This window comes from Streptomyces sp. NPDC126503 (assembly GCF_040302405.1).
GTDB classification, from domain to species: Bacteria; Actinomycetota; Actinomycetes; order Streptomycetales; family Streptomycetaceae; genus Streptomyces; species Streptomyces gulbargensis.
The window spans coordinates 1-14664 of record NZ_JBEORS010000011.1 but is presented as its reverse complement, the minus strand read 5'-3'; the positions used below and the strand labels follow the sequence as shown (position 1 = coordinate 14664).

8 protein-coding genes and 4 pseudogenes are annotated in these 14664 nt (G+C 72.0%); 8 read left to right on the top strand and 4 right to left on the bottom strand.

What is annotated here, in order from left to right; translation table 11 throughout:
• Positions 1 to 265: 265 nt before the first annotated feature.
• Together ABTY40_RS16585 and ABTY40_RS16580 are read right to left on the bottom strand one after the other, a co-directional pair.
• On the bottom strand, positions 266 to 1402 hold the full coding sequence (locus tag ABTY40_RS16585) for a lytic polysaccharide monooxygenase (protein WP_352060148.1): 1137 nt from the start codon (positions 1400 to 1402) through the stop codon (positions 266 to 268).
• Positions 1403 to 1682: 280 nt separating this feature from the next.
• Positions 1683 to 1981 (bottom strand): annotated as a pseudogene (locus ABTY40_RS16580) (hypothetical protein); the annotation flags it as partial.
• Positions 1982 to 2019: 38 nt separating this feature from the next.
• On the opposite strand from ABTY40_RS16580, the pseudogene ABTY40_RS16575 reads away from it, so the two are divergent.
• A pseudogene (locus ABTY40_RS16575) lies at positions 2020 to 4257 on the top strand (glycoside hydrolase family 9 protein); the annotation flags it as partial.
• Positions 4258 to 4319: 62 nt separating this feature from the next.
• Positions 4320 to 5711 (top strand): cellulase family glycosylhydrolase, encoded by a 1392-nt coding sequence (locus tag ABTY40_RS16570; RefSeq protein WP_352060147.1) that lies wholly within the window; start codon positions 4320 to 4322, stop codon positions 5709 to 5711.
• A gap of 590 nt (positions 5712 to 6301) precedes the next feature.
• Here the strand turns inward: ABTY40_RS16570 and ABTY40_RS16565 are convergent.
• Positions 6302 to 7513: an MFS transporter gene (locus ABTY40_RS16565; RefSeq protein ID WP_352060146.1), complete on the bottom strand. Its 1212-nt coding sequence runs from the start codon at positions 7511 to 7513 to the stop codon at positions 6302 to 6304.
• Positions 7514 to 7611: 98 nt separating this feature from the next.
• Here ABTY40_RS16565 and ABTY40_RS16560 point away from each other — a divergent pair, with 98 nt between their 5' ends.
• The 5 genes from ABTY40_RS16560 (at position 7612) to ABTY40_RS16540 (ending at position 13718) form a co-directional block, all read left to right on the top strand.
• Positions 7612 to 8529, top strand: coding sequence for a LysR family transcriptional regulator (locus ABTY40_RS16560; RefSeq protein ID WP_502990597.1), 918 nt, complete (start codon positions 7612 to 7614; stop codon positions 8527 to 8529).
• Between the two features lie 280 nt (positions 8530 to 8809).
• On the top strand, positions 8810 to 9652 hold the full coding sequence (locus ABTY40_RS16555) for a PP2C family protein-serine/threonine phosphatase (RefSeq protein WP_352060144.1): 843 nt from the start codon (positions 8810 to 8812) through the stop codon (positions 9650 to 9652).
• Positions 9653 to 9799: 147 nt separating this feature from the next.
• Positions 9800 to 10834, top strand: coding sequence for an MASE1 domain-containing protein (locus ABTY40_RS16550; protein ID WP_502990596.1), 1035 nt, complete (start codon positions 9800 to 9802; stop codon positions 10832 to 10834).
• Between the two features lie 213 nt (positions 10835 to 11047).
• Entirely contained in the window at positions 11048 to 11266 is a 219-nt protein-coding gene (locus ABTY40_RS16545) for a hypothetical protein (protein WP_352060142.1), read from the top strand.
• Positions 11267 to 11906: 640 nt separating this feature from the next.
• Positions 11907 to 13718, top strand: a complete 1812-nt coding sequence (locus ABTY40_RS16540; protein ID WP_352060141.1) for a S8 family serine peptidase — start codon at positions 11907 to 11909, stop codon at positions 13716 to 13718.
• A gap of 773 nt (positions 13719 to 14491) precedes the next feature.
• Here the strand turns inward: ABTY40_RS16540 and ABTY40_RS16535 are convergent.
• Positions 14492 to 14572: pseudogene (locus ABTY40_RS16535) on the bottom strand (serine dehydratase beta chain); the annotation flags it as partial.
• Here ABTY40_RS16535 and ABTY40_RS16530 point away from each other — a divergent pair.
• A pseudogene (locus tag ABTY40_RS16530) lies at positions 14568 to 14664 on the top strand (serine dehydratase beta chain); the annotation flags it as partial. The pseudogenes ABTY40_RS16535 and ABTY40_RS16530 overlap by 5 nt on opposite strands.

The window sequence follows — 14664 nt, the reverse complement described above, 5'->3', positions numbered from 1 at the left end:
CGCCTTCGGCCGGCCAGCACGTCGGACTCGGCTCCCTCGCGCACCCGCCGCGCGATCTCGGCCCCGCCGCGGAGCCGAAGCGCACGGGAAGCCCGTGGGTGAGCCGGATGTGTGCGGTCAGCTCGGCGAGTACGGGCCGAGTGGCCGTCGAGGACAGGCCGGACGATGCGTCGACCGGCACGGGCCCCGGCATGCCCGGCCACCGCGCGGAGCAGCGCCGCCTCCCGCGCGGGGTGGGAAGCGGCGCTCTCTCACGCGGCGGCGGCTACGGGGTGACGCAGCCGATGGAGCCGACCGGGAAGTCGTTGCCGGTCGAGGTCGCCGTGAAGCCGAAGGTGACACTGCCGTCCGGCGGGACGATCCGGTTGTAGTCGAGGTTCGCGACGGTGAGCGTGCCGTCGGATCCGGTGGTCAGAGCCCCGTTCCAGACACTGGTGACCTTCGTGCCCGCGCCGGGCTTCCACCGCACGGCCCAGCCGTCACGTGCCGTCGTGGTGTGGTTCATCACCTCGACGGAGCCCTGGAAGCCACCGTTCCAGGCGTTGGTCACGTGGTAGACGGCCATGCACCCGGTGTGCGGATCGGTCGGGGTCGGGGTCGGAGTGGGGGTCGGGGCCGACGTGGCGGTCGGGGTGGGTGTCGGAGTCGGGGTGGGAGTCGGGGTCGGGGTCGGCGTGCCGCCCGAGCCGCGGATGCCGGTGACTTCGCCGTTTCCGCCGTCGAAGACGATGTCGGAGCAGGAGAAGAAGTTCTCCTGGCTGTCCGAGCGCACCCACTGGATGAACATCACCGCGTCGCCCGAGCGGCCCGACGGCAGGTTCAGGTTCCAGTAGTAGTGTCCGCCGTCCGTGCCGGGAGAGCCCGTCTGCGGCGGGTTGGTGACGGTCTGGATCAACTCCAGGTCGTCCCAGCCCAGTTCCGTTGTCGGTGAGTATCCCGGCTTGGAGAGGTAGACGCGGAAGGAGCCCGGGTGCGCGGCCCAGTTGCTGTGCTTGACCTGGATCGTCTTCCCGGATGTCAGGTGTGTCCGGGGCCAGTCCGCGCGGGCGGCGTTGTATCCGGTGAAGTTGTACGGCGACCGGTCACCGGCGCTGCACAGCTTTCCGTCCGGTACGTAACCGGGGCCGCGTCCGCCCGCGTTGGAGTCGAGTACGGCGAACCAGTTGTAGAGCGACGAGGCACCGCTCTCGTCGAACGCGGCCCGGCAGGCCGGGTTGGTCGGATCCATCGCGCCGGTGCTGGTCTTGGCGTCGAGGTAACAGAGGTAGGTGCGCGATCCGGGCATCATCGTGACGCCATGGGCCTGGGCGCTGCCTTGCCCCAGCAGGGCCAGACCGATTCCGCCGAGCAGGGTCGTGAAGACCGCCGCCAGCGAGAGCAGTCGTTTCTTGCGTCGAACCATGGATGTCTCCTGTACCTGTGTGGGGGTGGTTCGGGCTCTTGCTTCCTCCTTGCGCTCGCCGGTCGTGGGTGCCCCGAGCGTGGGTCTGGGGATCCCGGGCGCGGGCTCTGGGGTCCGGGGCGCGGGCTCGGGGGCCCCGGGCTCGGATTTGGGAGCGCTCCCATTCGCGACTTCGGAGGGGACTGTAGGAGAGTCACGGACCGCTGACAACCCATCTCGACGTCGAGCGCGTCGAAGGTCCCGGCCGCGCGAGCGGCCGAGCCGATCCGCGCCCCATGAGCCCGACCGCCCGTACGACCTCCGAGAGGAACGGCTCTCCGAACAGTCGCCGGTCCGTCTTCGTCACCACCGGGCGACAGCGCCGGCGGATCACCCGGCCAGTGAACGCGCCGCGAGGTCGGGCACATGGCCCAGTTCGCCGACGGCCCGCCGCACGGCGCGACGGGTGGACTGGACCCCAAGTGCCTGCCGGGGGCGAGGAGTCGTCGGCGTGTTCTCGTGCAACCGGTCCTGTCCGGGGCGTTGACGGCCCGGTGCACCGGCCACAAGTATGACCCCGCCCGATGGGAGCGCTCCCATTCGCGGGTTTCTCCCTGTCGCCTGTGAGGAGCCGACACGTGAACAAACGCAGAACCGCCCTGCTGTCCCTGACAGCCCTGCTCGCGGCGGGGCTCACCGCGGTCCCGGCCGGCCCCGCGGGAGCGGACGAGGTCGAGCGGGTCAGGAACGGCACCTTCGACACCGGCACCGACTCGTGGTGGACGAGCAACGTCACCGTCGGACCGGCCGACGGCAGACTCTGCGCCGACGTGCCCGGGGGCACGGCGAACCGCTGGGACGCCGCCGTCGGCCAGAACGACCTCACGCTCGCCAAGGGAGAGTCGTACCGGTTCCGCTTCAGCGCGACCGGCTCCCCCGAGGGCAACTCCGTCCGCGCCGTCGTGGGGCTCCAAGTGGCGCCGTACGACGCGTACCACGAGGTCACCCCGCAGCTGAGCGTCTCCGGCAACACGTACACCTACACGTTCACCTCACCCGTCGACACACCGCAGGGCCAGGTCGCCTTCCAGCTCGGCGGTGGCGCCTCACCCTGGCGCTTCTGCCTCGACGACGTGTCCCTGCTCGGCGGGGTGCCACCGGAGGAGTACAAGCCCGACACCGGTCCCCGGGTCCGGGTCAACCAGGTCGCCTACCTGCCGGCCGGCCCCAAGAACGCCACGCTCGTCACCGAGGCGACCGAGCCGCTGCCCTGGCAGTTGAAGAAACCGTCCGGCGCTGTCGTCGCGAGCGGCCGCACCGTGCCGCGCGGGGTGGACCCCTCCTCCGGACAGAACGTCCACACGATCGACTTCGGCGGCCACCGCGCGGCCGGGTCGGGCCTCACCCTGGTCGCCGACGGCGAGACCAGCCGGCCCTTCGACATCGGCACCGCCGCGTACGAGAAGCTCCGCCTGGACGCCGCGAAGTTCTACTACACCCAGCGCAGCGGGACCGGGATCCGCGACGACCTGCGGCCCGGATACGGCCGCGAGGCGGGGCACATCGACGTCGCCCCGAACCAGGGAGACGGCAACGTGCCGTGCCAGCCGGGCGTGTGCGACTACGCGCTCGACGTCACCGGCGGCTGGTACGACGCCGGCGACCACGGCAAGTACGTCGTCAACGGCGGCATCTCCGTCTGGCAGCTCCTCAGCACCTACGAGCGCGCCCGCATCGCCCGCACCGGACACGCCGAGAAGCTGGGCGACGGGACCCTGAACATTCCGGAGAGCGGCAACAAGGTCCCCGACATCCTGGACGAGGCTCGCTGGGAGCTGGAGTTCCTGCTGAAGATGCAGGTGCCGGACGGCGAGCCGCTCGCCGGCATGGTCCACCACAAGATCCACGACGAGCAGTGGACCGGCCTGCCCCTGCTGCCCTCCGACGACCCGCAGAAGCGCGAACTGCACCCGCCGACCACCGCGGCCACCCTGAACCTCGCGGCGACCGCCGCCCAGGCGGCCCGCCTCTACAGGGCGTACGACGCCCGGTTCGCCGCCACCGCGCTCGCCGCCGCCCGCAAGGCGTGGGCCGCGGCCCTCGCCCACCCCGACGTGCTGGCCTCCGAGAGCGACGGCATCGGCGGCGGCACGTACGCCGACCGTGACGTCAGCGACGAGTTCTACTGGGCGGCCACCGAGCTGTATCTGACCACGGGCGGCCGGGAGTTCCGGGACCACATCCTGAACTCCCCGGTCCACACCGCAGACGTCTTCGGACCGATCAGCTTCGACTGGGCGCGTACGGCCGTCCCCGCCCGCCTCGACCTGGCCACCGTCCCGAACCGGCTGCCCGGCCGCGACCAGGTCCGCCGGTCCGTACGGGAAGGGGCCGACCGCTACCTGGCCACCCTGAAGGCCCACCCGTACGGCATGCCGTACGCCCCGGAGGGTCACAGGTACGACTGGGGATCCACCCACCAGATGCTCAACAACGCCGTCGTCCTGGCCACCGCCTACGACATCACGGGCGGCGCGAAGTACCGCGACGGGGCCGTCCAGAGCATGGACTACATCCTGGGGCGCAACGCCCTGAACGTCTCGTACGTCACGGACTACGGCGAGGTCAGCGCGCAGAACCAGCACAGCCGCTGGTACGCCCGGCAGCTCGACCCGAAACTGCCCAAGCCGCCCGCCGGCTCGCTCTCCGGCGGGCCGAACTCGAGCATCCAGGACCCGCTCGCCCAGAGCAAACTGCGGGGCTGCACCGGGCAGTTCTGCTTCATCGACGACATCCAGTCCTGGTCGACCAACGAGCTCACCATCAACTGGAACTCCGCCCTGACCTGGATGGCCTCCTTCGTGGCCGACCAGGGCACACCGGCGGCCCACGGGAGCGCTCCCGACGGCTCCTTCCGACCCGTACGAGGAGGAACACGGTGAAACGCCTCCTGGCCTTGATCGCGACCGGCGCGACGGCCCTCGGGCTCACGGCCCTGTCGAACCCGCCGGCGGCGGCCGCCGTCGGCTGCAAGGTCGACTACACCGTCACCAGCCAGTGGCAGGGCGGCTTCCAGGGCGCGGTGAAGATCACCAACCTGGGTGAGCCGGTCAGCGGGTGGACCCTGAAGTTCACCATGCCCGACGCCGGACAGAAGGTCGTCCAGGGCTGGAACTCCACCTGGGCGCAGTCCGGTTCGACGGTCACCGCCACCCCCGTCGACTGGAACCGCGCGCTGGGCACCGGCGCGTCGACCGACCTGGGATTCGTGGGCTCCTTCACGGGCGCCAACCCGAAGCCGACGGCGTTCACCCTCAACGGCGTCGCCTGCACGGGGAGCGTCGAGGAGACCCCGCCGGGCGGCGGGGAGCCGACGCCGGGCCCGGGCACCGGCACCCCCGTGGACGTCAACGGCCAGCTCCGCGTCTGCGGCGTGAAGCTGTGCAACCAGTACAACCGCCCCGTCCAGCTGCGGGGCATGAGCACGCACGGCATCCAGTGGTTCAGCAAGTGCTACAACACCGCGTCCCTCGACGCGCTCGCGAAGGACTGGAAGTCGGACCTGCTGCGCATCGCCATGTACGTCCAGGAGAGCGGCTACGAGACCGACCCGGCCGGCTTCACCAGCCGCGTGAACAGCCTCGTCGACATGGCCGGGGCGCGGGGCATGTACGCGATCATCGACTTCCACACCCTGACACCGGGCGACCCGAACTACAACCTCGACCGCGCGAAGACGTTCTTCGCGTCCGTCGCGGCCCGCAACGCCGCCAAGAAGAACGTGATCTACGAGATCGCCAACGAGCCGAACGGCGTGAGCTGGGCGGCCGTCAAGAACTACGCCGAGCAGGTCATCCCGGTGATCCGGGCCGCCGACCCGGACGCCGTCGTCATCGTCGGCACCCGCGGCTGGTCCTCGCTGGGCGTCTCGGACGGCTCCAACGAGAGCGAGATCGTCAACAACCCCGTCAACGCCACCAACATCATGTACGCGTTCCACTTCTACGCCGCGAGCCACAAGGACAACTACCGCGCCACGGTGAGCCGGGCGGCCTCCCAGCTGGCGCTGTTCGTGACGGAGTTCGGGACGGTGAGCGCCACGGGCGGCGGAACGCTGGACCGGGCGAGCACCACGGCCTGGCTGGACCTGCTCGACCAGCTGAAGATCGGGTACGCGAACTGGACCTACTCCGACGCGCCCGAGTCCAGCGCGGCACTGCGCCCCGGCACCTGCAACGGCACCGATTACAGCAGCAGCGGCGTGCTGACGGAGTCGGGCGCACTGATCAAGAGCCGGATCAGCACCACCGACACCTTCCCCACCGGCTGACCCTGGGGGGCGGGGCTCCGGCCGGCCCGGAGCCCCGCCCCCGACAGCGCGGAGGCGCTCCGGGTCAGCCGGGTGGGTGAAGCCCGGCCGTGAGGGCCGCGGCCGTGCGGAGAGCGGCTCCGGCGGCCGGCGCGTCCTCGTCGAGGACGACGCGGTCGGAGTGGCGGTCGTGTGTCTCAGCGGGCGCGGTGCCAGGTGCACGGGCCCGAGGAGGGCCATGGCGCCCGGAACCCGCCGGGCGCGCGCATGGCGGGCCACGTCGGCGAAGGCCTCACCGATCACCGGGACAACCGCTTCCGATGCCGCGCCACCGCGATCCAGGTTGCGCACGCCGGTTGTCTCGCGGAGCGACTTCCCGGCCCCCGGCCACCCTGGTCATGGTCCGCCCGGTCAAGGCGGGTCGGTCCCCAAGTGGTTCCCGAGGCCGGGCCGCCCGGGGCCCGAGTTGACCGGGCCCGGCGGTCCAGCGCGGGCCGACAGGCCCGGGTTGACCTGGTCCGGCGGACCATCGCCGGCCGGAAGCGCCCGAGCGGCCCGGCCCGGGCGGACCATCCCAGACCCGACAGGCCCGAGCGGCCCCGCCCGGCGGTCTAGCCGAGGCGGCCGCTCTCCGGGGCCCGGCCCAGGGCGGCCACCAGCAGGGCGGCGAGCGCCAGGACGCCGCCCAGCCACATCACGGCCTCGATCCCGGCGCCGTCCGCGGTGAGACCGCCGACCAGGGCGCCCAGCGCGATCGCCCCGTTGAAGACACCCACGAAGAGCGAGGACGCCGCCTCGCTGGCCTGTGGCGCGGCGGCCAGCAGCCAGGTCTGGGTGCTCACCGACACGCCGCCGTACGAGATGCCCCACACCGCGAGCATCACGCCGGCCGTCAGCACCGAGCCGCCGAGCAGCGGCAGCAGCCCCACCGTGGCCGCCAGGACGACGGCGATCACCAGGAGCGTGCCGCGCGGGGAGCGGCCCGCCCCGGCGCCGGCCGCGAAGTTCCCGAGGACGCCGGCGACGCCGTAGACGAGGAGTAGGGCGCCGATCATCGTGGGGCCGGCCCCGGAGATCTCCTCCAGCGCGGGCCGTACGTACGTGTAGGCGGTGAAGTGCCCGGTGACCAGGAACGCCACCACGGCGAGCCCGGTCGCCACCCGCGGGTTGCCGAACAGCTTCAGCACGCCACCGAGCCGGATGTCCTGCTCGGCCGGGAGCGGCGGCAGCAGGGCCGCGAGCGCGATCAGGACGACCGCGGCCAGAGCGGCGATGACGAGGAACGCCGTTCGCCAGTCGGCCAGTTCGCCGATGTACGTACCGGCCGGGACGCCCAGCACCGAGGCCACCGCGATCCCGCTGAAGATGAGTGAGGTGGCCGGGCCGACGGCGGTGCCGGACACGAGCCGTACGGCGAGACCGGCGGCGACCGCCCAGACCACGCCCATGCCGATGCCGACGAGGACGCGGGCGACCACCATCACGCCGAAGTTGGGGGCCCACGCCGCGAGCAGGTTGCCCACCGTGAGCACCGCCATCAGGGAGCACAGCAGCACCCGGCGGTCGAGCTTGCCGAGCAGCGGGGTCAGCAGTGGCGCGGAGACCGCGCCGGCCAGCCCCGTGATGGTGAGGGTGAGCCCGGCGGTCCCCTCGCTCACATGGAGCGCGCCGCCGACGGGGGTGAGCAGCCCCACCGGCAGCATCTCTGAGGTGACCACCGTGAACGTCGCCCCGGCGACTGCGGCGACAGCGGGCCAGCCCCCGCGTCGTACGGACCGCCCCTCTCCGGGCGCCTTGCCTGCGATTTCCTCCGTCTGTGCCATACGACCAGCCAACCCGCGGGGGCGTTCGGGAACAACGGCCAATCCCTCATCCTTCCATGAGCGGGATTACTCGATCAGGTGGAGGAGGCCGGGCTTCCGTGGGCGGTATCGCGATCCGCGAGTTGGAGGCGTTCCTCGTCCTCGCCGAGGAGCTGCACTTCGGCAGGGCGGGCGAGCGGCTGTACGTCTCTCAGAGCAGGGTGAGCCAGCTGCTGCGCGCCCTGGAGGGGCGGATCGGCGCCCCGCTGGTCGAGCGCACCAGCCGCCGGGTGCGGCTGACCCCGCTCGGGGAGTCGTTCGCCGGTAGCCTGCGGCCGGCGTACGACGGGCTGCGCGCCACCCTGGACGAGGCGCGGGCCGCCGCCCGGGCGGAGGCGGGCGGGGTGCTGCGGGTCGGCTTCCAGGGCACCGTCGACGACCACCTCGCCGAGGCGATGGCTGTGTTCGAGGAGGAGTGCCCGGGGTGCGTCCTGGAGCTGACGGAGATACCGCTGTCGGACCCGTTCGGGCCGGTGCGCCGCCAGGAGGTGGACTGCGCGGTGGTACTCCTGCCGGTACGGGAGGAGGACCTGGTGCTCGGGCCGGTCTTCTCCCGGCAGCCGCAGACCCTCGCCGTCTCCGTCCGGCACCCGTTCGCGGCCCGGGAGTCGGTGTCGGCGGAGGAGCTGGCCGGCTGCCGGCTCATCGGCGTGGGCGCGGGAGGGGCGCCCGGTCCGGCGCCCGCGTACTGGCGCCTGGCGCAGGCCCCGGACCACACCCCGGAAGTGCGGCCGATCCCGGCGGGCCCGGTCGTCAACACCCTCCAGGAGGGCCTGAGCCTGGCGGCGGCGGACCGGGGCGCGATGCTGCTGTGCCGCTCCACGGCCGACTACCACGGACGGCGCAGCTCCCTCGCCTTCGTCCCGGTCGACGGCCTGCCCCCCTCCGCACTGGGGCTGATCTGGCACCGCTCCCATGCCTCCCCGACCACCCTCGCCTTCGCGCGTGCGGTGAAGGGCGTCGCACCGGGGCGGTGACCGGCGGTCCTCCCGGTGCCACCTTCCGTGACCTGGTTGCGGGGACAGGGCGACAGGTTCACCGCCGGCGGAGGTGGGCGATGCCCAGGAGGGGCGCCCGGACCCGGGCGCTCCTCCTGGCGGCGCCTTCGGGCCGGGGTGCGGGGTCGATGAGATGCGGGCGTCGTCCCCTGCGGGCAGAGTGGGGAAGGACCTGTTCGTACCGAGGTGGTCCCCCGGGTCCCGCGTGCTGAGGACGGGACGGAGTGATACGAGGATCGTCGTGACGTCGGAGTGATCGATGTTCCGCAGACGGCCGGCCGACAACAGCGAGGACCTTCTGGTCCGGCTCGGGTCGCTGACCGCCAAGGCTCGGGAGTTGGCCGAGACCCAGCGTTCCCGTGTCGAGCTCGCCGTGGCCCTGCAGCGCGGCATGCTGCCCTCGGACCTGCCCAGTTTTCCGGGCGCCCGGCTGGCCGTCCGCTACGAGCCCGCCAACCACGGGCTCAACGTCGGCGGTGATTGGTACGACGCCTTCTCCCTGCCCGGCGGGCGGATCGGCATGTCCATCGGTGACGTCCAGGGGCACAACATCGAGGCCGCCGCCTTCATGGGACAGGTCCGCGTGGCACTGCGCGCGCTGGCCTCCGTCAGCGGAGACCCGGGAGAGCTGCTCGGTCGCACCAACGACCTGCTGGTCTCTCTGGGCGCCGACCTCTTCGCCACCTGCACCTTCCTGCGGCTCGACCCCGCTGCCGGCACCCTGGAGTGCGCCCGGGCCGGTCACATCCCCCACATCTGGGCCACCAGCGACGGCCGCTCCGGCATCGACGACAGCGAGGGCGGGCCTCCGCTCGGTGTGCTCCGGGGTGTCGACTACCCGGCCACGCGCCACCGGCTCACCGCCGACGGTGTCTTCGTCCTTCTGACCGACGGGGTGGTGGAGGGGCCCTCGCTCCACGTCGACGAGGGTCTGGACCGGGTGACGAGGCTCGCCGGGATCACCGCCGTGGCCGGGCTGGACGTCGACGCGCTCGCCACCGCCGTCATGAAGCTGGCGGCCACGGTGGGGCACGAGGACGACGCGGCCGTCCTGGTCGTCGGCCATGACGGCGGTCCCGCCCTGTCGACGGTGGAAGGCTGAGGGGGGATCGCCCCGGGTCGGCCCGGGGCGGGTCGGTCCAGACCTCGGGCCGGTCCGGACTCCGCCAGCCGGTCCGGACTCCTGCCGTACGGCGGCGCCCGACACGCAGGGGTTCTTGCCCGGTCGTGGCGGCCCGGCCGGTGTCTTATGGCTGGCGTGTTCGTTATTCGGCAGTTCCGGCCCTTTACCGAGGCTGCGCTGATTTCGCTGGCCGTGGCGGTCTGCTACTACTCGGCCGGACGGCTCGGCCTGCTGGGCCGCCTCGTCGTCGAAGGCGTGGTGGCCACCCCCATCTGGCCGCCCACCGGCGTCGCCGTCGCCGCCCTGCTGCTGTTCGGCGCGCGGATCTGGCCCGGGATCGCCCTCGGCTCCTTCCTCGTCATCGCCTCCCTCACCACCCCTGGGCCCACCACAACGGTCACCGTGGTGAGCAACACCGTCGCGCCGCTCTGCGCCTTCCTGCTGCTCGGACGGGTCGGCTTCCGGCTCGACATGGCGCGGCTGCGGGACGGACTCTCACTGATCTTCCTTGGGGGGTTCAGCGCCATGCTGATCAGCGCGACCGCGGGGGTCGGACTACAGGTGGTGACAGGCTCCCTGGACGGGAGCGAGTTCTGGGCCGTGTGGCTGGCCTGGTGGGCGGGCGACACGATGGGGGTTCTGCTCGTCGCTCCGCTCCTGCTCGTCCTCGCGGGGCAGGCCGGACGGTTCCGGGTACGACGCTGGAAGGAGGCGGCCTTTCTGGGCCTTGCGACCCTGGTTCTCGTCCCCTTGGCCGTGCTCAGCCCGATGGGCCTGCTCTTCCTCGTCTTCCCCTTGCTGGTCTGGGCGGCGCTCCGCTTCCAGCTCGCCGGCAGCGTGCTGTGCGCCCTCTTCGCGTCCGTATTCGCCACCTTCGTGGCGACCTCCGACCAAGGCTCGTTCTTGCGCCTGTCGGACGTCGAGATCATGGTCAAACTCCAGACGTTCAACGGTTCCGCCGCCCTGACCGCCCTGCTCCTCGCCTCCGTCATCACCGAGCAGCGTGCGACCCGCCGCTCGGTGCGCCGCGCCTGCGAGGAACTGGCGGAGGTCCTGGAGCACCTCGCGGCGGGCGAACCCTCGCCGGGTCCCCCCGCCGGGCCCCCGCCCGAGCCCTCCGAAAGCCGGCCAGTCCCACCCGGCGACCCCCGGGATCCATGACCTTCCGCGTCCGCGACGGATCCGCTCAACGGTGGGTGCGGCACTCACCGGTCGGGGCGTCGGTCCGGGGGGAGGGCCAGGAGATTTCCGATGTCGCGTGGGCGGCGGTCTCACAGAAGCGGCGTCGGAACCGGTGCGGGGGGGAGGAACCGGGATCAGAAGCCGTGCTGCGGCGGGCATTCGCGGACTCAGCCCCGGTTGGCCGGACGGGCAGTGAAGACCTTCCTACTGCGCCGGCTGCTCGACCCGCTCACCAGCCTGCTCGCCCGCGTGGCCGCGACCACCGCGCGACCCCTCCACCGCCTCCGCGAAGCCCCCGGCCGGCTCCACTCCCCCGCACCGCCCGCCACCAGCACCCTGGCGAACCAGCCCCGGCTCCGCGCGGACCTCGCCCGCGAGTCCGGCTACACCCCGAGCAGGCCCGCGCCATGACGGCCTGGCCCACGTCCACCGCGACCTCGGCCGCACCGACCTCGCCCGCCAGGCGCTCGACCTCTACGCCACCCTCGCCGCCCCCGGGGCCGAACAGATCCGCGCCTTCCTCACCGGGCTGCCACCCACCGCGAGCGACCCCGGACCGTCCGAGGCGTCCGTCGCCGACCAGCCGTCCTGAACGCCACCGCCGCGGCCGACGAACCGGATGTGACCACGCCTCGGCACAGCCGCTCCCGTACGCACACCCGTCCCGCACGTACGCGCCACGGCCGCCGAAGAGGGCCCCGTCTTCGGGCATGCCAGGGTCGGGGTGCCGGTCGTGCTGCCGGCCCGGGAGGCCGAGGGAGTTAATCGGGTATCCGTGAGGCCGGGCACCCCTATAGGCAGCGGTCCCCCACAACCGTAGGTTCCAGCCACTGGCCGAAGAGGGCATGAAGTCGGCGGCACGAGCCGCCCCTTCACCTTCCCCGTGCCGGTGCCCGCACGGGCGCGGGGGTTGCCCCCGCCCGTGCGGCCGGGCCGGTACCCCCACCCCCGACCCCCCACGCCCCTGCCCTGGCCCCAGGGGGCGACTTGTCATGGTCAGTCCAGTAATGGGCGGACAGGCAGCTCGCGGGACCACGAGAGGAACCATCCCTTGAACGGGTACAGACCGCTTCGCATATCCCTCGTCGCCGTGACCTCGGTGGCCCTGCTGGGCGCCGGCACCGTCACGGCGCTCGGGGCCTCCGCGCCGCAGGCCGGCACCGCCGTTTCGGCACCCGCCACACCGGTCGCGACCGCTGAGCAGCCGGTGGAACGCCTCATCGTCGGCTACAAGCCGCAGGCCGCGGAGGCCACGTCGAACTCCGCCGCCGACAGGGACGCCACCGCCAAGGGACAGAAGACCGGCGAGTCGCTCGACTTCGACCGCCGCCTGGGCACCGGAGCCGCCCTGGTCGACCTCGGCGCGAAGCTCGGAGAGAAGGACGCCGCCGACGTCATCGCCGCCTTCCGCGCCGACCCGGACGTCGCCTACGCCGTCCCGGACAAGCGGATGTACGCCACCGCCGTGACACCCAACGACACCGAGTACAACCGCCAGTGGGACCTCTTCGAGACCACGGCCGGCATGAACGTCCCCGGCGCCTGGGACAAGGCGACCGGCCGGGGCGTCAAGGTGGCCGTCATCGACACCGGGTACGTCGCGCACTCCGACCTGACCGCCAACGTGATCGCCGGGTACGACTTCATCTCCGACGCGTGGATGGCGAACGACGGAGGCGGCCGCGACAGCAACGCCGCCGACACAGGCGACTGGATGAACACGGGCGACTGCGGCACCGACGAGTTCGGGCTCCCCGTACCCCGGCGCGACACCAACAACTCCTGGCACGGCACCCATGTCGCCGGCACCATCGCCGCGACCACCGGCAACGGCAAGGGCATCGCCGGCATCGCGTACAACGCGACCGTCCAGCCGGTCCGTGTGCTCGGCAAGTGCGGCGGCACGACCGCCGACATCATCGACGCGATCATCTGGGCGTCCGGCGGCAGCGTCTCCGGCGTTCCGGCCAACCCCAACCCCGCCGACGTCATCAACATGAGCCTGGGCGGCGACGGTGCGTGCGACGCCGGCACCCAGAGCGCCATCAACGGCGCCGTGAGCCGCGGCACGACGGTGGTCGTGGCAGCGGGCAACGACAATCTGAACGCGGCCGATTTCAACCCGGCCAGCTGCAACAACGTCATCACCGTCGCCGCCTCCGACCGCGCGGGCAACCGCGCCTCGTACTCCAACTACGGCACCGTCGTCGACATCGCCGCCCCCGGCGGCGAGACGGCGGACAGCTCCGCGAACGGCATCTGGTCCACCCTGAACACCGGCACCCGCAGTGTCGGCAGCGAGACCTACGCCGCCTACCAGGGCACCAGCATGGCCGCCCCGCACATCGCAGGCCTCGCCGCGCTGATGAACGAGGCCAACCCGGCCATGACGCCGGCCCAGATCGAAACCGCCATCAAGAACAACGCCCGTGCCCTGCCCGGGACCTGCTCCGGCGGCTGCGGAGCGGGCCTCGCCGACGCCACCGCCACCCTCGGCGGCGGCACCGCGCCGTCCACCGGCACCGTGTTCACCAACTCGGCGAATGTGAACATCCCGGACAACACCGCGGTCACCTCGCCCCTCACCGTGAGCGGGATCAGCGGCAACGCCCCGTCCGCCCTGAAGGTCGGCGTGGACATCAAGCACACCTACCGCGGAGACCTCAAGATCGAGCTCGTCGCCCCGAACGGCGGCTCCGCCGTCCTCAAGAACACCAGCACCAGCGACAGCGCCGACAACGTCATCACCACGTACACGGTCGACGCCTCCGGCGTGGTCGCCAACGGCACCTGGAAGCTCCGCGTCACCGACGCCTACGCGGGTGACACCGGCTACATCGACTCCTGGAGCCTCACCTTCTGATCCGCTCTGATCCACCGCCCGACCTACAGCGGGGCCTGCCGGTCACCCAGACATCCGGCAGGTCCCGCACCGTTGCGTGCAGCACGCCCAGGTTGGGTCTCCCGGGACCAGGAAACCCGTTCGCAGGCCGGTCCAGAGCTACGTCACAGCGCGATCACGGCACGCACCAGTGTGCCCCGCGCGGTGCACACCACGGATCGGTCCACGGCGTACGCGTCGACCAAGGCCAGGCCCCGTCCGAAATCGGCACCATGTCGGCAGCCTCGCGGCCGGGTGAGGGTGAGAGCGTCGGGCCCAGCACGCAGTTCAACGCCATCGCCCCGGGCGCGAGGGTGGAGCGTCGCGCCAGTCGGCCAGGCGGGCGATGTCGGGACGCAGAAGCGGTGGAGGAGGAGCTCTTCGCCCAGGCCACCGCCGTCCAAGCCGACCTTACGCGCGGTCCGCAGCGGTGCGCTCGAGGAGCGGGGTAAGACAGTCGAGGCTGGAGGCGAACACGACGTGGTCGAAGCCCGGCGTTCCGGCCAGCCTTTTTGCGTATCCGTAGGAGCCGGGGCCCGTATAGGCACTGAGAATCTGCGTCAGTACATTCGGCGGCGTCGGCCAACCGGCATGGTCGCCCCCACGGGCATGCCGGTTGGCCGGAGCAGTGCATGGGACATCAAGGGATTGTGCGGCTCGGCTTGTTCACCCATACGGTCCGAGCCTTCATGATCTTTCTCCAGCCAGAGCCGGTGCGGGAAATCCCCGTCACCGAGCGCTGGCTGTACCCGTGTCACCGTGCGTGGCGAGTGGCCCTCCAGGCCCAGCAGGACGGCCTTCGGGGTGCCGTGGCCGTGGCCGGTGGCGCCGAGGGCGCTCCCGTACCACGCCAACGGCATGACGGTCCTCGCGTACGACGACGAGGGCGCCCTCGTGCTCGAGAAGACGTACTACTCGGTCGGCGGCG